Annotated in this window: 16 protein-coding genes and 5 pseudogenes; 10 read left to right on the top strand and 11 right to left on the bottom strand. The window is 66.8% G+C overall.

Features of this window, described 5'->3' with window-relative positions; all coding sequences use genetic code 11:
- Positions 1-43: 43 nt before the first annotated feature.
- Complete coding sequence (locus tag AB0398_RS25955; RefSeq protein ID WP_366378027.1) at positions 44-592, bottom strand: phosphatase PAP2 family protein; 549 nt, start codon at positions 590-592, stop codon at positions 44-46.
- 228 nt (positions 593-820) lie between these two features.
- Here AB0398_RS25955 and AB0398_RS25950 point away from each other — a divergent pair, with 228 nt between their 5' ends.
- Positions 821-3,052 carry an NB-ARC domain-containing protein gene (locus AB0398_RS25950; RefSeq protein ID WP_366378026.1) on the top strand — a complete coding sequence of 744 codons (2,232 nt, stop codon included), beginning with the start codon at positions 821-823 and terminating at the stop codon, positions 3,050-3,052.
- Positions 3,053-3,110: 58 nt separating this feature from the next.
- Positions 3,111-3,433, top strand: a pseudogene (locus tag AB0398_RS25945) (transposase); the annotation flags it as partial.
- Between the two features lie 16 nt (positions 3,434-3,449).
- Here AB0398_RS25945 and AB0398_RS25940 read toward each other — a convergent pair.
- From AB0398_RS25940 to AB0398_RS25930, 3 genes are all read right to left on the bottom strand, one after another.
- Positions 3,450-3,674, bottom strand: a complete 225-nt coding sequence (locus AB0398_RS25940; protein ID WP_366378025.1) for a hypothetical protein — start codon at positions 3,672-3,674, stop codon at positions 3,450-3,452.
- 1,091 nt (positions 3,675-4,765) lie between these two features.
- On the bottom strand, positions 4,766-6,127 hold the full coding sequence (locus AB0398_RS25935; protein ID WP_366378024.1) for a protein kinase: 1,362 nt from the start codon (positions 6,125-6,127) through the stop codon (positions 4,766-4,768).
- 338 nt (positions 6,128-6,465) lie between these two features.
- The gene (locus tag AB0398_RS25930) at positions 6,466-6,939 is read right to left on the bottom strand and encodes an Rrf2 family transcriptional regulator (RefSeq protein ID WP_366378023.1); all 474 of its coding nucleotides are present in this window, start codon (positions 6,937-6,939) and stop codon (positions 6,466-6,468) included.
- An 88-nt stretch (positions 6,940-7,027) separates the two neighbouring features.
- Between AB0398_RS25930 and AB0398_RS25925 the strand changes: the two genes are divergently transcribed.
- The 5 genes and pseudogenes from AB0398_RS25925 to AB0398_RS25905 all read left to right on the top strand — a co-directional run.
- Positions 7,028-7,771, top strand: a complete 744-nt coding sequence (locus tag AB0398_RS25925; protein ID WP_366378022.1) for an NAD(P)H-binding protein — start codon at positions 7,028-7,030, stop codon at positions 7,769-7,771.
- 254 nt (positions 7,772-8,025) lie between these two features.
- Positions 8,026-9,132: a winged helix DNA-binding domain-containing protein gene (locus tag AB0398_RS25920; RefSeq protein ID WP_366378021.1), complete on the top strand. Its 1,107-nt coding sequence runs from the start codon at positions 8,026-8,028 to the stop codon at positions 9,130-9,132.
- Positions 9,133-10,115: 983 nt separating this feature from the next.
- On the top strand, positions 10,116-10,433 hold the full coding sequence (locus tag AB0398_RS25915; RefSeq protein ID WP_366378020.1) for a hypothetical protein: 318 nt from the start codon (positions 10,116-10,118) through the stop codon (positions 10,431-10,433).
- 225 nt (positions 10,434-10,658) lie between these two features.
- A protein-coding gene (locus tag AB0398_RS25910) for an IS3 family transposase (RefSeq protein ID WP_366378019.1) occupies positions 10,659-11,851 on the top strand; the annotation gives its coding sequence in 2 pieces (ribosomal slippage) (positions 10,659-10,923 and positions 10,923-11,851; 1,194 coding nt in all).
- 41 nt (positions 11,852-11,892) lie between these two features.
- Positions 11,893-12,129 (top strand): annotated as a pseudogene (locus AB0398_RS25905) (transposase); the annotation flags it as partial.
- A gap of 95 nt (positions 12,130-12,224) precedes the next feature.
- Here the strand turns inward: AB0398_RS25905 and ltrA are convergent.
- The gene (ltrA, locus tag AB0398_RS25900) at positions 12,225-13,484 is read right to left on the bottom strand and encodes a group II intron reverse transcriptase/maturase (RefSeq protein WP_366378018.1); all 1,260 of its coding nucleotides are present in this window, start codon (positions 13,482-13,484) and stop codon (positions 12,225-12,227) included.
- A gap of 580 nt (positions 13,485-14,064) precedes the next feature.
- Here ltrA and AB0398_RS25895 point away from each other — a divergent pair.
- Positions 14,065-14,178 (top strand): annotated as a pseudogene (locus AB0398_RS25895) (IS5/IS1182 family transposase); the annotation flags it as partial.
- Positions 14,179-14,278: 100 nt separating this feature from the next.
- Here AB0398_RS25895 and AB0398_RS25890 read toward each other — a convergent pair.
- The 4 genes and pseudogenes from AB0398_RS25890 to AB0398_RS25875 all read right to left on the bottom strand — a co-directional run.
- Positions 14,279-14,428 (bottom strand): annotated as a pseudogene (locus AB0398_RS25890) (IS3 family transposase); the annotation flags it as partial.
- A gap of 1,156 nt (positions 14,429-15,584) precedes the next feature.
- Positions 15,585-15,920 carry a DUF3140 domain-containing protein gene (locus AB0398_RS25885; protein WP_366378017.1) on the bottom strand — a complete coding sequence of 112 codons (336 nt, stop codon included), beginning with the start codon at positions 15,918-15,920 and terminating at the stop codon, positions 15,585-15,587.
- Positions 15,917-16,144 carry a DUF2945 domain-containing protein gene (locus AB0398_RS25880; protein ID WP_366378016.1) on the bottom strand — a complete coding sequence of 76 codons (228 nt, stop codon included), beginning with the start codon at positions 16,142-16,144 and terminating at the stop codon, positions 15,917-15,919. Before AB0398_RS25880 ends, AB0398_RS25885 begins: the two co-directional genes overlap by 4 nt.
- A gap of 148 nt (positions 16,145-16,292) precedes the next feature.
- Complete coding sequence (locus AB0398_RS25875; RefSeq protein ID WP_366378015.1) at positions 16,293-16,868, bottom strand: DNA starvation/stationary phase protection protein; 576 nt, start codon at positions 16,866-16,868, stop codon at positions 16,293-16,295.
- A 938-nt stretch (positions 16,869-17,806) separates the two neighbouring features.
- Between AB0398_RS25875 and AB0398_RS25870 the strand changes: the two genes are divergently transcribed.
- Positions 17,807-18,835 (top strand): hypothetical protein, encoded by a 1,029-nt coding sequence (locus tag AB0398_RS25870; RefSeq protein WP_366378014.1) that lies wholly within the window; start codon positions 17,807-17,809, stop codon positions 18,833-18,835.
- Between the two features lie 300 nt (positions 18,836-19,135).
- Here AB0398_RS25870 and AB0398_RS25865 read toward each other — a convergent pair.
- Both AB0398_RS25865 and AB0398_RS25860 read right to left on the bottom strand, forming a co-directional pair.
- Positions 19,136-19,354 (bottom strand): annotated as a pseudogene (locus AB0398_RS25865) (DM13 domain-containing protein); the annotation flags it as partial.
- Between the two features lie 126 nt (positions 19,355-19,480).
- The gene (locus AB0398_RS25860; RefSeq protein WP_366378061.1) at positions 19,481-20,227 is read right to left on the bottom strand and encodes a transposase family protein; all 747 of its coding nucleotides are present in this window, start codon (positions 20,225-20,227) and stop codon (positions 19,481-19,483) included.
- A gap of 233 nt (positions 20,228-20,460) precedes the next feature.
- Here AB0398_RS25860 and AB0398_RS25855 point away from each other — a divergent pair, with 233 nt between their 5' ends.
- Entirely contained in the window at positions 20,461-20,682 is a 222-nt protein-coding gene (locus tag AB0398_RS25855; protein ID WP_366378013.1) for a transposase, read from the top strand.
- The last annotated feature ends 34 nt before the right edge of the window (positions 20,683-20,716 follow it).

Below are 20,716 nucleotides of genomic sequence, written 5' to 3'. Positions count from 1 at the left end.
CGCACCCCGCGGTGGCGTGCAGGTCGCTCACGGGTGGCTCGGTTCATACGAGGTGGCGGAGGGCGAGGCGGGGTGCCGATCGGACCAGGGCGGCCACGGACAGGCCGATGGCGGCGCCGGCGGCGACGTCGGAGGGATAGTGCGCGCCGCTGTGGATCCTTTCGATCGCCACCAGCACGGTGGGAACGGCGCACGCGGCTCCGGCCCAGGGCCAGGTGGGTGTGACGGCGGCGGTGAAGGCCACCGCGGCGGCGGTGTGCCCGGAGGGGAAGGAGGAGCTGTCGGGCCGGTCCTCGACGTCGTCGTGGGGGATCCACTCCTTGGGCGGCCGTCGTCTCTCGACGAGCTTCTTCACCACCGCGTTGGACAGCAGCTCCGCCACCACCACGGCCGTGATCCCGGCTGCTGCTGCCCTGCGCCCGCGTAGGCCTCCGACGGCCGCCATCGTTGCGGCTGCTGCCCACCACAGCTTGGTGTGCTCGGCCGCTTCCTCCACCGGAGGCAGCAGTTGGCGGGCCCAGGCAGAATCCCAGGCGGCCATGCGCCGGGTCAGGGAGTGATCGACGTTCCGCGGTGCGGCCAGGATGTCCATGCTTCGCCGTTTCCCCGGTCGTGGCCGTGCCACACAGAGCACATTGCGGACAGCGGTCTCCATCATCCCGCGCGCAAGGGGCTCGGGGAGATGCAGCTCCCCTGCCGTACTGCGAGGGGCTGGCTCCTGGACCGTGGCGAGAAAGCGCGCTTCGCCTGCAAAAGTAGTTCGTGCATACTTTTGCAGGCGGAATACGGCGTCTCGACCGGCCCGCACTGACCAGGGGATATGCAGGCTATGGACAGCGGTACACCAGTCGACGGGGGCTTCGGCACGCTTCTGCACCGTCTACGGACGGAGGCCAGGCTGAGCCAGGAGGAATTGGCGCATGCCGCGGGGGTAAGCGTGCGGGCACTGTCGTACATGGAACGCGGGCATTCCCGCGGGCCGCAGCGTCGCACCGTGCAGGCATTGGCCGAAGCCCTCGTCCTGGACAAGGCCGGCGCACAGGAGCTGGAACGCCTCGCGAGCCTGGGCCGCCCCCGCAAGGCCCGCACTGCGGATGCGCCGTCATCCACGTTGGCGCCGGGCGCTGTGGGTCAGGCCTCTGCGCCTGACCTGCTGCCGCGCGCACCGCGTGGTTTCCACGGGCGGGCGGCGGAGCTCGTCGCCCTGTCCCAGGCCGCCGAAGGCGAGGCGCCCGTATGTCTCGTCGTCGGACCCGCCGGAGTCGGAAAGACGGCCCTCGTACTGCACTGGGCCCACCACAGCGCTGCCGGTTTTCCCGACGGGCGACTCTATGCCGACCTGCGGGGCTTCGGCGACACGGGCGAGCCCGCGCTCATGGAGGTGCTGCGGGAGTTCCTGCCGGCGCTCGGTGTGCCGCTCGACCAGGTACCGGAGTCGGTGAACGGGGCGGCTGCGCTGTTTCGTTCGCTCACCGCCGACCGTCGGCTTCTCGTGGTGCTCGACAACGCGCGAAACTCCGAGCAGGTCAGGCCGCTTCTTCCCGGTGGCAGCCGTTGCGTGACTGTTGTCACCAGCAGGCACCGGCTGCCGGGGCTGATCGTCACCGACACGGCTCGGCCCATCTCGGTGGGCGTATTGGATCCGCAGGACGGCACGATGCTGCTCGCCGCGGTGCTGGGTACGCAACGGGTCGTCGCGGAGCCGGTGGCCGCGCGGCGGCTGGCCGAATTGTGCGACGGACTGCCCCTCGCGCTGCGGGTGGTGGCTGCCCGGTTGACGCAGTGGCCCGGCTTGTCTTTGGAGGCGATGGCTGAGGAGTTGTCCGACGAGACGCGCAGGCTGAGCCTGCTGGACGTGGAGGACACCGGCGTGCGGGCGGCCCTGCGCGTGACGCTGCAACAGTTTCCGCAGGACGTCTCCCGTCACTTCGCCCGTCTCGGCCGCCATCCCGGTATCCATATCGATCGGTACACGGCGGCAGCCCTGGCGGAGACGGATCCTCCGGCCGCCGAAGCCGCCTTGGAGAAGCTGGCCGCTGCGCACCTCGTCACGGAGACGGCACCCGGTCGGTGGATCATGCACGATCTGGTCCGGCTTTATGCACGGAGCCTGGAGGCCGCGCCCGAAGCACTTGTATGCCTGCTCGACTACTACATCACCACGGGCCTCGCGGCCGTGGCGGCGGCCGAGCCCGGAAACGAGGAGTGCTTCCTTCTGCCGGCGGACTACCTGCCGCCTGCCGTGGTGCGGGAGTTCGGTGACCGGTCCGCCGCCGTGGCCTGGTATGCGGCGGAGAGGGACGACCTCACGCTGGCGGTCGCTGCGGCGCATGCCGCCGGACTGCATGACAGGGCCTGGCGGATCGTCATGACGCTGTGGCCGCTGATCGTGTGGCGTGTACGGGACGGCTGGGCCTCGCTCCTGGAAACCGGGCTGGAGTCGGCACGGATCGATGCCGATCAGCACGGCGAGTCACGTGTCCTGAACGTTCTCGGCTGGGTGCTGATCGAAGAAGGGCGTATCGAGGAGGCCCTGACTCACCTGAAGGCGGCCTCTGCGCTCGCCCGCCGGACAGGCGATCCGGTGGCCGAGGCGAACGCCCTGATCGTTCTGGCCATGGCGCAGGCGGCTCTCGGCGGCTTGGACGAGGCCGCGCGGGGGTGCGAGCGGGCTGCGGACCTGGCTCGCAGAGCCGATGACCGGACCATCGAAAGACTGGCCCTGCAGCACCTGGCCCGTCATCGGGCCGACGGGGGGAAGTGGCGCGAGGCCCTCGACACGGCGACTGTGGCACTGGCCTTCGACGATCACTCCGGCACGGCCGACATCCCCCGGATACTGCTGCACATGGTGAGGGGAGAGGCGCTGTTGGGCCTCGGGCGCGAAGCCGAGGGCATCGAACAGCTCGAGCTCGCAGCCCGGGAAGCGGAGTCCTCCGGCTATGAGGACGGCGCAGTACGAGCGCTTGGCGTCCTGCTGAAGGTCTCGAAGGACACAAGGCTCCAGGTACGGTATGACGCGGCAGTCACGCGGCTCACCACGCGTACGTGAAGCAGGGTGGCATCGGAACGCTTCTGCGGCCGGTGGAACAGATCATTCGTCACGCTTCCGGTCCAGAAGCGGGCTGACCAGCAAAATCCACCTGGCCTGCGACGGCCGGGGCCGCCCGCTCGGCTTCGTCGTGACGGGCGGCAACACCAACGACCGCACACGATTCCCGAACGGGCCGACCAGGCCCGCAACCGGGCCCGGCGCGGCAGCCACGGACGCCGCCCGCCGGCCTTCGACCGTGAGGTCTACAAGCACCGCAACGTTGTGGAACGGTGCTTCACCCGCTTGAAGCAGTGGCGCGGCATCGCCACCCGGTACGACAAGAACGCCGAGTCCTACGCAGCCGCCGTCGTCCTCGCGTCACTCCTGATGTCGGCGTGACGGTTGACGACAGAACCTAGGCGCGCGGAGTGCGCCGGCCGGCGGCCAGCTCGCTGAGCGGCGCGGCGAGGGTGGAGTCGGACAGCTCGCTGAAGACAACGGTGGCGTGCGGGGTAGGGGCGGAAACGGACCGTCCGTGGTTCGTCTCGGTCGCCTGGCCGGTGGCGGCAGCCACGGCTGCGATGACGACGCCACCGGCCATTGCCAGGGCACAGGCGAACGAAGTGATCTTCTGCTTCATGCGGGTTCTTGCCTTTCGCTCTGCTCGACACTTCCCGCTCTTCCTTCCTGGACCATCCGAAGGAGGTCAGGCCGACGCGCGGTGTCAGCGGTGAGGTTGTCCGCCGGTTCGGGGTGGCGCCCCTGCGGCAGGCACAGTCGATCACGGGGAACGGGTAGGGTCCCATGCAGTTTCCCCTGCAAAAATACGGTCGGCGTTCTTCCGTCAGATACGCAGGAAGTACGGTTTCGTTCCGATCGTTTCGCGCGGGCCCATCGTTCGAACGCCTGAGTTCACGACGTGCCTTTGTGCAAGTCGGGGATGCCTGCCACGCAAGCACCTCCTCGGTCGTCATCAGGCCGGGCAGATCGCCTGAGTGACCTTGCCGACCTTGCCACCGGTCGTGGCGGGGTCGGCGTCAGACACTTGCCGGTCCACTGATTGATGAAGTAATAGGCACGTGTTCTGCCGCACTGGTCCACCGGGATGACGTTCCAGAGCTGGCTGCTGGAGGACCAGCGGGTCTCGCACGGCCACCAGAACAGCTGGGTGCCATTGCCGGGCGGGGTGCCGTTGTTGTAGGGCACGGTTAGGCAGGAGCCGTTTCCTGCCTTGATCCAGTAGAAGCCCTTCCCGTCGTACGCCGTCGGCGGGGTGGCGGTCCACTTCATGTGGTGCTGTGCAGGGCCTGCGGTGGGTCGGCGCCGTTGGACGGGCCCGTCCGTCCCGTCCGGTGGCACGGTGGCTTCGGGACCGGCCCCGCCGGCGGAACCAGCCGCGGCCCCTCTCCGGCTCGGGGCCGTCCTGCGGCTTCGGCGCAGCGGCGGCCCGGAGGCGGGCGGCTTCCTCGCGGGCGACGTCGTCGGCGCGGCACGGCCCGCACACGGACTTGTCCCCGGCCCGTACGGCGGTCCGGTGCGCGGCGATCTTCTCCCAGCGCTCGTCGGTGAACTTTCCTCCGCACCGCTTGCACACCGGACACCGTGCCTCCCGCTCAGCGGCGCGGCGCCGCTCGTGCTCGGCGTCGGCGCGGACCTCCTGCCCGCGTCAGAAGGCGTGGCCGTCGGGGTTGCCGAGCGGGGCCCGTGGCCCGGTCACCGCTTGCGCGGAGACTAGGGGGCCGGTCGGGGTGCTTTCTGCCGTTGATCCTTGTTCTTAGGCCCTTTCGGCTTCTTGGCCTGGCCCGGCGGTCGGTGCGGAGGCTCGACTTTCTCTCCGTCACGCGTTGTGGTGGCTGTGGGGCGGCGTGTGGTCTCCGGTTCGGAGGTCGGACCGGTCGAGGCCTCAGGGGTGACTTCGGGTGCGGTGGGAGACGGTGCCGCCCGGGACACCGCGGCGCTCTCCCCTGGACCTGAAGCAGCAGAAGGGCCCGGCTCTCCGGCGGGGGCGCCAGTGGTCCCGGTCGCGCCCCGGTCATCGCCTTGAAATCCGGAACCACCGGCGACGGTGAGGGCGGTCACCGCGATGGCTGCGAGGACCACCGCGGTGCCGGCCGCAAGGGTGCGTCCGCGCGTGGACGCTCTTCCGGAAGCGACCCGTCCTTCAGCGGGGGAAGGATGCGCGCGTGTGCCTTCGACCGTCGGTGATGACCTTCGGTCGGTGACGAGGCTCGTGGCGTTCGCCGACGGCCCGTGCACGTTGTGCGTCCTACCGGGCAGCGCCGCTAGGGCGCGTGCGCAGTCGAGGGCGGTAGGGCGGGACTCCTCGTCCAGGGTCGTCATCTCCCTGAAAAGGGTGCTCAACCCTTCCGGCAACCAGTGGGGGACTACAGGGCTCCGGTGCAGGCGCGCGATCGCGGATTCGAGGGGTGCGCCGTCGTACTCGAGCCTGCCCGTGAGGCATTCGATCAGCACAAGGCCAAGCGCGTACACATCGGCGGGCCTACCGACCGGGCGACCGAGGACCTGTTCGGGAGAGAGGTAGGCAGCGGTACCGACAAGGGTGCCGGTAGCGGTGTGGGTGGTGGCATCCAGCAGTCGGGAGATGCCGAAGTCGGCCAGATGCGGACGGTGGGCGGTGTCCAGGAGGACGTTGGACGGCTTGACGTCCCGATGCACGATTCCCGCGTCGTGCGCGTGAGCCAGCGCCTGAGCGAGGTCGACGCCGATCGCGGCGGTCTCCGCGAGGGGCAGCGGGCCTTGAGCGATGCGGTCCTTCAGCGTACCGCCCTCGACGAGTTGCATGACCAGGAAGGCATGTCCGTCGTGCTGTCCGGCGTCATAGGCGGCGATGAGTCCGGGGTGGTGCAGGCGGGCGAGGATGACGGCTTCGCCGTGCAGGCCCTCACCGATCCCGCCGTCGGCTCGGGACCTGAAGACCTTGACCGCTACCGGTCGTCTCAACCGCAGATCGAAACCTCGGTGCACGTCCGCGGCCCCGCCCGAACCGAGCGGTCCGTCCAAACGGTAACGACCGCTCAAGATCTCGGCGGAGCACGGGGCAGCGGTGGCCCGGGCCAAATCGTGGGTCCTCATTGCCTCTCCCACCGCGTCGACGGGTCCGTGTTCTCGGCGAGCCGTGGCCGACGTGCCGCGGTGGGGCGGGTACCCCCGGAAAGCCCGAGCATCCCCGCTTCTCGCGGATATGACCTCCGACCCTGTACGCCGCGGACCGCTGCTCTGTGTGGACCGGGGTCTCTTCGCGAAATGTTCGACCTCAGTGGTCAGACCCCGTCTTTGGGACACCGCCTCCCACCGGCATGTTGCGAGGTTCACGAAACGCCACCGTCCAGCAACCCGAAAACCGCAGTGATCCGTGGGGCTTGCCGACTCATCGGGTCCGGTCCCGGGGCGCTGCCTGTGGTGGGGGCTTGCTACGGCGTCCCGGTCAGGCGCAGGCGGGTGCGGGATGGCGCCGACGGGGGCAGTGCGTCGACGATCTCGGCGAGCGTGCTGGTGGTGAGGACGTGCCGCCAGGCTTCGTGGGCCCGGGCCATCTTCTCGGCGAGGATGCAGGGGTTCCGGCACTCCTCGGCAGGTAGCGCTCCCTGTCCCCGCTGACGGATCTCACGGCATTCATACGGTGAGGACGCGCCGTCGACCGCCTCGACGACCTGCAGGAGCGTGATCTCGGAAGCGGGCCGGGCCAGCCGGAAACCGCCGCGTGGGCCGGTCGTCGCAGACAGCACACCGGCCTTGACCAGCGCCTGGAGCTGTTTGGCGAGATAGGGCGCCGGGAGGTCGAAGTACCGGGCGAGCTGTGCCGCCGACGCGGTGCTCCCCACCTCGAGCTGCGCCAGTGATGTGGCGCAGTGCAACAGCCATTCCGTACTCACCGGCAGCTTCATGGCCTCGAGTCTATCTGAGACATTGCAGATCTTTTTAGTCCGAGATAGCGTCCGGTGCAGCAGACAGGAAGCAAGGGGAGAGAACACCATGCGAGTCGCCGTAGCCGGGGCCACCGGAAACATCGGGGCCCTCACCGTCGCCGCCCTGGAACGGGCCGGACACCACGTCGTGCCCATCAGCCGTTCAATCGGGGTCGACCTGACCACCGGCGACGGCCTCGACACCGCTCTGAGCGGTGTCGAGGCCGTCGTGGACGCCACGAACTGCACCGCGACCGAGCGGGACGAAGCGGTGGCGTACTTCGCCTCCACCACCCGGACGCTGCTCTCCGCGGAGGAACGGGCCGGCGTCCGCCACCACGTCCTTCTCTCGATCGCCGGTGTCGACCGGGTTGAAGGCAACGCTCACTACGCCGGCAAGCGCGAGCAGGAGCGTCTCGTGGCCGAAGGCCCGGTGCCCTGGACCATCGTTCCGGTCACCCAGTTCCACGACTTCGCCGCGATGGTGACGAGCTGGACCGAACAGGAAGGCACCGCCACCCTCGCACCGCTGCTCGTCCAGCCCATCGCACCCGCCGACGTGGCCGACATCCTCGCCGAGATCGCCACGGACGCACCGCAGGGACGCTACCGCGAGGTCGCCGGCCCCGAACCGCAGGACCTGGTGGACATGGCCCGACGCACCAACGACGCGCGCGGCCGCAAGATCAAGCTCGTACCGACGTGGTCGTCGCTGTTCGGCCCGGCGATGGCCGGTGACGTACTGCTCCCCCGCGAGGGCGCCCGCATCGCACCGACCACCTTCGACGCGTGGCTCGCACAACAGCGGTAGCCTCCTGCACCGCTGCGATCCCGATGGAGAGAGGACGGTGGAATCCGGGTTGCTGGAGCCTCCGGGGCGCAGTCGTGGCCGTCAGCGGCGCAGGATCCGCCCTGCCGGCACCCACCTCGGCCTCAAAGGTGTCCCCCGGGTACCCACACCCACGGGTCGTTCGTTCACCGTGACCGGATCAACCCGTTCCTGATGAACGAGTCGGAGAGTCGTCACTTTCACCGTAGAGGCTCCACATGAAAGGATCCGCCGCTATGGCGACAGGGGACTCGAACGTCTTGGACCGCCGGGCGCTCAACAGGAGCCTGCTGGTCCGCCAGATGCTGACCGAGCGGGTGGATGCGACGCCTGCCGCGGTGATCGCGCGCCTGGTAGGCATGCAGGCCCAGGCCCCCGATCCGCCCTACATCGGACTGTGGACACGGTTGTCCGGCTTCGACCCTGAAGACCTTGCCGGACCCGTGCAGGGACGCGAGGCGGTACGGGTAGCTTTGATGCGAGGCACCATCCACCTCGTCACTGCGGACGACTGCCTGACACTGCGGCCGGTCCTTGCCGGCGCTCTTGCCCAAGGCCTCAAGGGCACCTTCGGCCGCAAGCTCGAAGGACTCGACCTGGCGGAGGTGGCTGAGCTGGGTCGAAAGCTGGTCGAGGAGGAGCCCCTCACACTGGGTGGGCTGGGCGTCCGGCTCGCAGAACGCTGGTCCGGGCGCGATCCGTCCGCCCTGGCGAACGCCGTACGCAACCTGACGCCGCTCGTGCAGGTGCCGCCGCGCGGGCTCTGGGGCGAGAGCGGTCGGGCGGCGCACACCACGGCCGAGTCCTGGCTCGGCCGTCCCCTCGCAGCCGGCGTGTCCCCGGATTCGATGGTTGAACGCTACCTCGCGGCATTTGGCCCGGCGTCCGTCAAAGACATACAGATCTGGTCGGGAATGACGAGGATCGCCGAGACCGTGCGCCGGCTGCGTCCGCGGCTACGCAGTTTCCGCGACGAGAACGGCGTGGAACTCCTGGACGTGCTGAACGCGCCTCTGCCCGACCGTGATCTCCCGGTCCCGGTGCGCTATCTGCCCGAGTTCGACAACATTCTGCTGTCCCACGCCGATCGCAGCCGCATCCTCACCGAGGAGCAACACCGGCTGGTCTTCACGCGCAACGGTCTGATACGGGCGACCTTCCTCCTGGACGGCTTCGTCCGCGGCATCTGGCGAATCGAGCAGCAGCGGAAGGGGGCTGTTCTGGTTCTGGAGTCCTTCGCTTCGCTGACGAAGAAGGAGCGCGAGGTCCTCGTCCAGGAAGGCGAGGATTTGCTCGCCTTCCTGACCCCACCCGACAGCGCACGCTCCGTCCGCTTCGACTGAACCACGCAGGGCATGGCCGCAGAAGACGGGTCGGACAGGTCTTGCGGCGGGACCGGCGCGCGCTGGATGGTCGCCCCACCTGTCGGTGCGGTGGTGGCATCGGCGGTATCCGGCCCGCCGAAGTGGGGAGTGGAGCCGGCTCCGAGTCGCCGGCAGTCCCTGTTCGGCGATGGTGTGTCGAAGTCCAACGCCTTCACTGGGTCTGGACGGCGCGGTACTGCGGTCCCGGAAGCCTCGCTCTTCAGGCCGTGTTGGAGATCTGCCGCAGCCACATCCTGAACCTCGCCGCTCACCCGGACTGCGGGCGGCCCGGGTCGGCCGGCGTCTCGACCGTCAGATGTGGGCAGGCCTCCCCTTCCCGTGCGGGGTTCGCCGGCTCGTGCGGCCGTCCGGTTCCGTCTCGCGCGGCCATGACACAGGTCTTCACCTCCGGCAGGGCCAAGCACCCTCACCTCCTCGACCTGCCGAAGGCAGAGCTCCTCCCAGCCCTCACCCGCCCATGCGGTGACAGGGAGGTGACGACCCCTTTCCGTGGCCCCGGTCTACCAGGTAGGAGCCGCCGCCGAGATAAGGACGACCACCTTACGGAGACCGAGGCCGGCACGTACAGCCGCTCCCCGACCCCGCCCCGGTCAGCCTCCAGGTGTCCATCGTGAATGCATACCCCCACGTCAGCGGGATCCTCGTCGCAACCACCAGCAGAAGTAAGCAAGACGGTACTCCTGCCTGGGGAACTGCGTGGTCCCGTTCCCCTCGACCGTGTTGGCTGGAGGAACCGGGGGCCGGTCGGGTCGAGACTGCTCCGCCGGCCCGTACACCGAACCGTCCTTCCGGCTCGTGGCACAGCCTCCTGCGCCCAAGACCGCCTCGCCTCTGGAAACAACATGCACATAACCGATCACTTCAGAATGACCTGCTTGGCCAGAGAGTTGCGTGCTGCGAAGATGCGGCCCCGATCGGACGGTGGGGAACGGGGACACCGGATGACGCGGTGGCAGCTTTTGCAGGGAGACGTCCTGATCGGTGAGCTCGATGAGTACGGCTGTGAGCATCCGTTCTTCCTGGCGCACTTCACCCCGGGCTCGGGATGGGAGACCGTGAGGCCGTTGTTCGAGTCGTGGGCGGCCTACAGAGGTCCTGACCCGGAGGGGTTCGGATTCGTCGCTCCGGTCGAGCCGTTGCGGGATGTGGGACTCACGCTTGCTGCGATCGGCGGTCGGCAGCCTCCATTGCATCTCTTCAAAGACTGCGTGGTGCGCATCGACGGGCCCGAGGCCCGCCTCCGCTATTCGACGATGTGACCGGGAAAGAGTCCGAGAAACCAGCAGTGGACGACGATCCCGACAACGACTGAACGCCCGGCCTGATCGTCTGTTGCCCGCAGCAGAGCCGAGCAGGATCTTCGTGTCCGGCTCCGGGCCCAGCCGGGGCCGGAGAGGACGGGGGACCACGACTGAGCTGCACTGCGTTTCGTGGAGTCCCTGATGCCAGGGCTACGATCCCGGCGAAGGAGACCCACGAGCACCATGCCTGCACCACGTAAGTACCCGGACGAACTTCGCGAGCGAGCGATCCGCGAGGTCCGCAGCACCGGCCGTCCGATCGCGCACGTCGCGAAGGACCTCGGTATCCACAAGGAGGCCCTGCGCGGCTGGGTCCGCCAGGCCAAGGCCGACCGGGGCGAACGCGACGACCGGCTGACCTCCGCCGAGCAGGACGAACCCAGGCAGCTTCGCAGAGAGAATGCCGAGTTGAGGCGGGCGAACGAGATCCTCAAGGCCGCGTCGGTGTTTTTTGCCCAGGAGATCGACCGTCCCCGGACGAGGCCGAACAGGTGATAGACCACCTGCGCCAGAAGGGTCTCGGGGTCGATCCCGTCTGCCGGGTTCTCGAGCTGTCGCCGTCGACGTACTTCGCCCGCAAGAAGCGGCCGAAGTCGGCCCGCCGGCTCCGCGAGGAGCAGTTCATGCCGCTGATCGAGGAGATCCACGCGGAGTCTGGCGGCACCTATGGCGCCCGCCGGATCATCCGCGCGCTTCGGCGCAAAGGCGTCGTCGTGGCCCGCTGCACGGTCGAGCGGCTGATGGCCGAACTGGGTCTGGAGGGCGTCATCCGTGGCCGGCGCCGCCGCACCACGGTGCCGGAGCCGTCGGCACCCCGGCCACCGGACCTGGTCGACCGCGACTTCACCGCCTCGCGGCCCGATCAGCTGTGGGTGGCGGACATGACGTATGTCCGCACCTGGTCCGGGTGGGCGTATGTGGCGTTCGTCCTGGACGTGTACTCGCGGATGATCGTCGGCTGGCAGGTCGCGAACCACATGCGGACCGAGCTCCCGCTGGATGCCCTGGAGATGGGGCTGTGGAGGCGGAGGATCAAGAAGGACTCCGGCCTCATCCATCACAGCGACCGCGGGTCGCAATACGTGTCAATTCGGTATACCGACCGGCTCGCGGACATCGGCGCCTCTGCCTCCGTCGGGTCGGTCGCGGACTCGTATGACAACGCGATGGCCGAGGCCCTGAACGGCACCTCCAAGGCCGAACTCATCGAGATGCAGGGCCCCTGGAAGGACGTCGACCAGGTCGAACGGGCGATCTTCCAATGGATCACCTGGTACAACGAAGAACGCCTTCACTCCGCGCTCGACTACGTTCCGCCCGCAGAGTACGAGGAAGCCTTCTGGCGAAGCCAGGAGCAGACCCCGCAGTCCACCTGAACCAAGACCACCGGACTCTACGAAACTCGGAGCAGCTCAGAAACCGGCACGACGTCACCCAGCTGACGCCCCTGCTGGACGCGATCCCCCGCATCCGCGGACTTCGCGGGCGGCCGCGACACCGGCCGGGCCGGCTGTTCGCCGACCGCGGCTACGACTACGACAAGTACCGCCGCATCCTCCGGGCCCGCGGCATCACACCCAAGATCGCCCGACGCGGTGTCCCGCACGGCTCCGGACTGGGCAAGACACGCTGGGTCGTCGAACGGACCTTCGCCTAGCTCGCCGAGTAGCCGAGGGGAATCTCACCCCTCGGCCCTCACAGAACCGTGCGTAACAGTCTCCCGTTACACGGCTCTTGTCGTTCTGGTCATCAGACCAAGACGACCTGTGCGGTCAGGCGCCAGTGCGCGAACATGCGGGGGTATCGCCGGGCGATCTCCTGCATCTTCGCGATGGCCTTCCGCTTGGCCGCGAGCCGTTTGTACTTCTGACGGATCCAACGCGCCAGGTAGGCGTTGATGCGCATCGCGAAGGGGATCAATTCCCACGGCCTGAAACGGCTGTAGTAGTTGAGCCAGCCCGCCACCACAGGGTTGATCCTGCGGGCGAGTTCCTGGAAGGACAGTCCCGAGCGGGTGTGAAGGTGCCAGGACCTCAGCTCCCGCCCGATTCTCTTCAGGGCGTCCTTGCTGATTGCCGGCTCGAACGACAGGAACAGGTTCCCGTGTCGACTCCGGTTCTTCCGGGCTCGGAACGTGTACCCGAGGAAGGTGAACGCCCTGTGCTCGTAAGCACCGCGGCGATCTCCGTCCTTGCAATAGACGATCCGGGTCTTGTCCGGGTGCAGCTGCAACCCGACTTCGACCATCCTGTCCCTGAGCGCAGCCAGCACCTGGCGGGCTTGATGCTCGGTGACGCAGTGCAGCACCGCGTCGTCCGCGTAGCGTTCAAACCAGACCGACGGGAATTCCCGGTCCATCCATGTGTCGAACGCGTAGTGCAAGAACAGGTTCGCCAGGACGGGAGACACCGGGGCTCCTTGCGGGGTCCCACGTTCCCGTTCCAACAGGGAGCCATCGGGCATGACGAGCGGGGCAGCGAGCCACCGCCGCACGTACAACTTCACCCAAACGGCGTCGGTGTGTGCTTCCACCGCCTTGACCAGCAGGTCCCAGGGCACACTGTCGAAGAACTTGGCGATGTCGAACTCCACCACCCAGGCCCTTTTCCAGCAGCGTTCCCGGCATTTTCCTAATGCGTCCAAGGCAGACCGTCCCAGCCGATATCCGTAACTGTCCGGATGGAAAATAGGATCCACCCGTAGCATCAGATGCCGCGCCACCACAGTCTGCGCCACCCGGTCGGCAACAGCGGGAATGCCAAGCATTCTTTCGCCGCCTCCGTGAGGCTTGGGGATAGCCACCGCACGGACCGGAGGAGGGAAATACGAGCCCGACGACATTCGGTTCCAGACCTTGTAGAGATTGTTCCTCAAGTCTTTCTCAAAGTCGGCGATGCTCTGCCCATCCACCCCCGGGGCACCCTTGTTTTCCCTGACTTCCTCCCACGCCTCCTTGACTTCCCATTTCGAAATCTCAAACGGCTTGGTCGATGATTTCAACTGACCCATCGAACTCCTCCCGGACACGGTCCGGTTGATGCGATCAACTCAGTCACGAACGACCCGACCCCTTCGCTCCACCCCCGTTACAGGAGCTTCGTCACTACTACGAGCCGGTCCGCCAGCAGGCCTCGCGTCGGTACTCGACCCCTGACAGTTGAGTCTGCTTGGGGCACTCCCTCTCGCCCACCCGTGGCGGGCAGCATCGAGACCTGCTTTCTCCTGTTCCGCACGGAAGCGGCAGACCGGGCTCACGTCGCCTGCATGCCGGACACCACCTGACCAATAAGCGGACACCCGCCAGGCTCATCCCGGAGTTCTGGTGACACCCCGGTTTTGATGTCGTCTGTTTTGATTTCGACACGTCAGCAGCGATTCACTTGCGTTCGCCTTCCCGATCCCCACCTGACGCCTCTTACGACGCCTTTTCCTCATCGCTCACCACGACGGTCTTTAACCCAACGCAGCATGAGGCGGTTTGGAGCCTCCTTCCGCAAGGCGACTCCGAAGGGCCAAACCTTCATCTCCCGTACAGCACTGCTTCCAGAAGCTTCCCTACAACCAACTTCCTTTCGCATTCAGGACACAACACCAGTTCAAACGACTGCGGATCCGCTACGAGATACGTGCAGATCTCCACCTCGGCCTGCTTCAACTCGCCTGCAGCATCATCTGCTTGCGGCGCCTTCGAACCTCATTCTGAAACGATTAGTTAAGGAGTTCACACGTCCGTTTGACGTTGTGACCTGCGGTTTTCTCCGCCTCGATGAAGGGGTCCACGTTCACCGGGTCTCCGTCGCGAAGAAAGCCGTCGCACGCTTGAGGATGTCAACGTCCTCCCGCAGGCGGTGGTTCTCCCGCCGGAGTGAGGCCAGCTCCTCGCGTTCAGCGCTGGTCAGGCCGTCGCGTTCGCCCGCGTCGATTTCGGCCTGCTTCACCCAGTCCCGCACTGCGGTCTCGGTCAGGTCGAAGTCTTTCGCAACCTGACCGACCGGTCACCCCGCCGGCGCAAGTCGACGATCTCAGCCTTGAACTCCAGCGTGAACGAGCGGCGAGGGCGCGGCTTCTTCCCCATGCTCTCCATGATGAACATCATCCTCCCGAGGCGGGAGCCCCTGATCTCAGATGTCCCTCAAAGCGCATCAAGCCCAACCCGGGAAGATCGAGGGGTCGATCGCCCGGCTGTTCGGATGCCGCCGCCTGGCCGACCGGTACGGGCCGGAGGCCGCACGTGTGGGTCGGACAAACCGCAGCATCCGTTGCCTGCCCGTCCGCGTCGGACCGTCGCGCCGATGCGGTTGTTCTCGGCAACGAGCCACCGTAGGCCTTGACGGACGAGACTTGACGTCGTGCCATGAGAGGACACACCGCGACGGGGGATGACACGATGGCGCCAGGGGAACGCGGCGGACCCGATGGCGAGCCCGAGAGCCACAATGAGGTCCCGCAGAGCAGCGCTCCGAGAATCCCACCTGACAAGGACTGTTCGTTCGCCCATGTCGCTTGGATCGTCCTGGGTCTCATCGTCTTTGGGATGATCTTGAGCGCGATAGCCGGTGATTGCACCGGTGCCTGCGTCAGCTATCCCTGAAACCCGTGGCTTGCAGTCGTTGCGGTGACCTGCGGGCGGTCGGCCACGACGACCGCCCGGTCGGCACCGATGACGGCCGGGTGGCCGGTGGAACGCCGGTGGCCCTGGACTGCTCGGTGATGCCGTGGCCATGGGTGAGGACCAGGATGCCCTGACGGCCAACATGGTGTCCTTGCGGAACCACTTGCGCCGGTGCGGCACCATCGCCGGGACGCTGCGGCCGGCCGCCGACTTCGGCGCTTCGAACCGGGGCGTCTCACCCGGGACCAGCCGTCAGGGAACGCCCCCGGAGCCTGCGGAGAACTGGCTTACGTGTTTTGTCCCTTGGTTTCTCAGGTCAGCGCATTGCTCGTCCACACGTTGTTTTTCTGCGATCCCTCAGGCGATGGGCATCGCCCCCTCGGAACGGCACTGATGCCCTGCCGCAACGTTCGATGCGGCAGTCGCCAGCCCGATTACCCGCAAGGAAGCATGTTCGCCTGCGTCGCCCTTCCCCCGCCTTCCCGTACTCCGCGGATTCAGAGCGGATCGTGCCCCCAGTTCATCAGTGAGTAGCGCCATGGGGTGTCCGTGACGTCGCCCTTCGGCCGCTGCTTCAAGTGTCGGTGAATATATCCGGTGACCTTGCGCATGTGGGCGATGTCATCGTCGTCGAGGTCACCCTTCTTGGTGCGCAGGAGCTCGACGATGCGTCGTCCGGAAGCGTGACCGACGCCCTCATCACCGTTCTTGCTCTGCCCGACTTTTTTTGATTCTTCGGTCTCCAGCCATTTTTCCAGCCTGCCGGCGGTCATGTTGACCGCTTCTTTGAAATTGCCGATGCTCTCGTCCCGGTCTCCGTCTTGCTTGGTCATGATTTATTCTTCTTTTTGCGCAATGCACTGGGCTTGTGAACCGCAGAACGTCCGGTTTTGTCGCTCTCTACCTCGTACTGCGGTTCCTCTTTCGAAGCTTCAACGGTGCGACCTGCGGCTTCTGTGCGCTCGGTGATCTCGCGCTTGACCTTTCCGGGGACCGTCTGCCCGTGGCTCTTCCATGTGACTTCGTCTCCTTTCTCGACCTTCTTTTCCTTGGACATCTTTCTCTCCTCGTCTGTGAAGCCGATTGGCGGTGAGGTGGACTGCCGGATGCGCGAGCGTGCAACTCGGATCAAAGCGATGAAGAGGGCGGCGGTGAGAGGCTGCCCTGAATGTGGCGAGGACTGACGCGAGTGGCCTGTATGCCGTTCAGGGCTGGGTGCGGGCCTGTTCGGCCGCCTGGTCGGCAGCGGCCTTTTCGGTTGTGGCCCGGGCGGTGCTGAGACTGCCTCCGCTGTTTTCCAGGTGCGCGCGGACGAACCACTGGAAGAGCTCCAGGCTTCGCAGTTGCTCGATGAGCATGTCCTGGGTGACCGGGTCGGAGGTTTCCGTGGCCTGCATAGCTGCACGGTGATCCTTGATGATCTCGGTGTAGACGAGATCGAGGGCGCCCAGGTGCTCGATGGCTTCGGCGCGACCGATGGAGTAGTCGTTCCAGGTCCGGTCGGCGACCAGGGCTCCGGGGGTGCCGTGCGGTTCGCCTCCCAGGGTGGAGATTCGCTCGGCGAGGTCGTCGGTCATGGACCGGACCTTGTCGACCTGCGGGTCGATCATTTCGTGCACGGCGATGAAGTGCGGGCCGACGACGTTCCAGTGGACATGCTTGAGGGTCAGGGCGAGATCGTTCAACGAGTGCAGGCGCATCTGGAGGAGGCTGATGATGCTGTTGCTGTCCTGGGCGGACAGGCCCGGGACGGTGTAGCGCGGGGCGGACTCGGAGGTCACGGCTGTGCCTTTCTCCTGTTGGCAGAGGGAGGACGTCCCCTGAGGCAGGCAATCACCGAACCTTTTCCGGTGCCTGTCGAAGACATCCATGTGGGCCGGCTCTCTGCAGGGAGCGATCGGCGGGGACTGAGTCTTTCCGACTTGGACACCGGTGGGACGAACTGTCGCGGCAGAGTGCCGGGAGGCGAGGCGGCCGGTTGCGGATCCGCTGGTCGCAGGCCTGCCGTCCAGCGGTCTGTTCTCGTGTGAGCATGCCCTTGACCAGCGAAGACACGAGGTGGGAGAGGACTCGTGGGTGGAAACGACGGTAGGCCCTTCCCACAGAGGAGCACGGGAGGATGTCGGCTCTTGCGGCCCGAGCACGAACAGCCGGCGGCATGAGTGCGCGTGTTCTTGTTTGTGCCCGAGCGGGGTGCTTACGGCATAAGTGTTCCGGCGTCGCGGAACCCTCGGCAGTCGGCGATCCCGGGCCGGGGCTCGAGAAGCCCGGCTGGAGCTCCGGGGGCCAGGACGGGCGGACGCAGGCAGGGCGGTGGCGGTCGTACGGGCTCTCCGGTCGGAATCGCGTCTGGCGGCCTTCGCTCCTCGGTGGCCGCCGTGTGTGAGAGGACTGTTGTGGGCACGGCCCACAGCAGCGTGGTGGTCCGGGCTCGGTCTCGACGAGGGGTGCAAAGAGCAGAGCGCCCATCTGCCGCATCCGGGGGTGGCATGGCTCCAGCGGGTCACGGTCAGAGCCCGGGCGGGCCGGGCACGGCCACTCCTGGCCTCAGGCCTTGCATGCCCGGGTGCGGTTCGTGTCGGTGGTGTCGTCTCCGTTTGCCTGGATCGCAATCAGCCGGCCGTCTCACACGCCCTTTCACTTTGGGCAGCACTGGACGCGCATAAAATTGTTTAATACCTCAAAATGATCGAAAGAGTCGGTGAGCCAGGGAGCCGCAGTGACGCGCCACAACTCCGAGGACGACGGGGTGCCCAGCGAGGAATACGTCTTCCACGACGAGGAGGGCGAGCCCTGTACCCAGGACCCGTACTCCTACGAGACGGAGAACGAGGCGGCCGGCGCCTACGAACCTCTCACGGACGACGCCGAACCGGACGTCTTCCTCGATGTCCCCCTCCTGAAGGTCGACGAGATCGACCTCGACGTCGAGAACCTGCGAGCACACGTATCCCTCCAGGCCGAAGTGCTGGACCTGCTAAAACTGAACGTGGGCGCCGACGTGGTCCTGGGCCGGGTGCACCTGGGCATCTCGGGAGTGGAAGCACAGGCCCAGCTCCGAGTGCGCCTCGACAACGTCGCCAGGATCATCAATCGGGTCCTCACTACGCTCGACCGCAATCCGGAAATGCTCTACGAGCTGGCGCGGGGTGTGAGGTCGGCAGTGCAGGACGTCGGCGGCGGAGCCCGGTACGCGGTGGGCGAGGTCGGCAGAGGAACCGCTGCGGCCGTCCAGGACGTGGGCCGGGGAGCGGGCGCTGCTGTCCGGGACGTCAGCCAGGACGCCGGCGCGGTTGTCCGAGGTCTGGGTGGAGACGTCAACACAGCTCTTCATGAGGTCGGCCACGGAGTCGGTGCAATGGCCGAAGACGTCGGTGGAGGAGCGGAGAGCGCCGTACGAGACGTAGGCGGCGAAGCGAGCCGGACCGCTGCGAGGACCGGCAAGAAGGTCAGCGGCACTGTCGAGGGTGCGGCCAGGAAGGCTCCGGGCGTCACCAAGACGACAAAGGCCAAGACGACAAAGGACGCAGCGGACGCAGCGGACGCAGCGGACGCAGCAAGTAGCACTGCGCGCCGGGCCAAGTCGGCCGCACGGAGTGCTACGCGCAAGACCGCCACGGAGAAGCAGGAGGGTGTGACTGCCCGCAGCCAGGGCGGCACCCGTACACGCCGAGCGCGCGCCGAGGACGGAAAACCGTCACCACGGCCCACCCGTCGCACGCCCGAGGGGCGGCGAGAACCTCCCTGAATGACGGCCGGTTTCGAATCGGAAGCCGCTGAGCACAGGCCTGCGGAGGAAACAGAAGACTGCGTACAGGACATCGCGTTCCAGTCGACAGTCCACTGCGAACGTCTCCGATTCGAAGAAACGCCTCAAACAGCCGTCGGCTTTCCCGGAGCAGGGGAACGGAAGTCGGCAGGCCACAGCAGACGGACCCGTCTGCCTGACAAGGTCGCTCCGGACCACGACTACCACGATGTCGTCGTGGATTACCGCTTGCACACCCGTCTCATCAATGAGACGAAAGGCGGACGAGCAGGGCCGAAGTGAACGGACGATCTCCGCAGCACCGAACGGAACGTTGAAACCTTCGCACCAGATGCTCACGTTCGTGTACGCCGACAGATCGCGCTCAGCCGGCAGCAGATAGTTCTGATCGCCCTTACCCTCCTTGAGCTTGGTGAGGTTGACGTACTTCCCGTCGTCGAAGACACCCCGGCATGCCTCCCCCTCCTTCACCGGTGCGTCGCTCAAACGGACGCGCAGGGCTTGAACCACACCAGTCCCGCCATCGTGATCAACGCGGCAATGGCTGCCGTCCTCACCCGTCACCGCTCCTTCTTGACGCGCCCCGCGCCCCCCTTCCTCCTTCATCCCTTCACTGAGCCGTTTTCATCCTGAATAGCTGCAGGTCAGCAAGGTGTGGACTGCTTGGACGATGGTGCCGATGCGGCAGGTGGAGCATCTGGCCCGGCGGAGGATCCGCCAGGACTTGATCTGTGCGAAGGCCCGTTCGCCGGGGGCTCGGAGCCTGGCGTGGTCGCGATTGAACTGCTGATAGCGCTCCGGCTGTTCGCGGTGGTGGTAGTACGGGGTGCGGACGGTGGCGCCGGCGCCCCGGTAGGCGCGGTCCGCCAGGACGAGGATCTGCCGGGTCAGGCAGGCCTGGACGATGCCGTGGGCGCGGGCCGCGGTCAGGTCGTGGGCGCGGCCGGGTGTCGCGCGGGAGAACCACAGGGGTGTGCCGTCGGGGCGGGCGATGGCCTGCACGTTCATCCCGTGCTTGCGGTGCTTCTGCGAGTAGTACGGCTCGTCGGGAGCGATGCGGTCGATGTGGATCAGGGTGCCGTCGACGATGACGTGATCGCCCTCGCCCAGGCCGGTCAGGGCCTCGTGCAGACCGGGCGCCCATGCCGCGAGGATGTCGAGGGTCTCGTCGACGTAGCGCCAGGCAGTGGCTGTGGAGATGCCGAAGCCGGCTGCCGGGGCGGGCAGCGTCTCGTTCTTGCGCAGGTGCACCAGCGCGAGCAGGGCCTGCTGGAAGCAGCCCAGCTTCCGCCACCGCGAGCGACGTTCACACCTTCGTGCGCAGATCAGCCAGAAAACGTGCTCGACCAGCTCATGCGGGACGTCGACCATGGCACGATACGGGACCAAGCGAGGCTCCTCGGACGATGCGTGGTGCGTAGAGAACACCACCGCAACGACCAGGAGCCTCGTCTCGTTGCGCACCCCTGCTGAGCTGCCATTTCACCCCTCGGAGACAGGATGAAAACAGCTCATTGGGATGAGCAAACACAGATCGCTTCGTAAGGACACGTCGGCGTGGTCGTCTGCAGGGACCAGTCAACCCATCTACAAGGGAGGCTCGGGTGCCCGAGCTCCGGGCGGGGACGGATGCCGGCAAGGCCGCGCATCACTGCACGGTGATCGACACGGACGGGACGAAGGTGCTCTCACGCCGGGTCCCGAACAACGAACCCGAACTGCTGGAACTGGTAAGCGACGTCCTCTGGTGGCAGATGGGCATAGCGCGCGTGGGAGCCATCGCCGTCCTTCAGAAGTGCCTCGCACGACGTGTGGGTCCGAGATAGCCTTTGCGAACGGCGACCTGCAGAAACATGATCG

The sequence above is a fragment of the Streptomyces sp. NPDC086147 genome (assembly GCF_040702165.1).
Taxonomy (GTDB): Bacteria; Actinomycetota; Actinomycetes; order Streptomycetales; family Streptomycetaceae; genus Streptomyces.
This window is presented reverse-complemented; position numbering and strand designations above follow the sequence as displayed.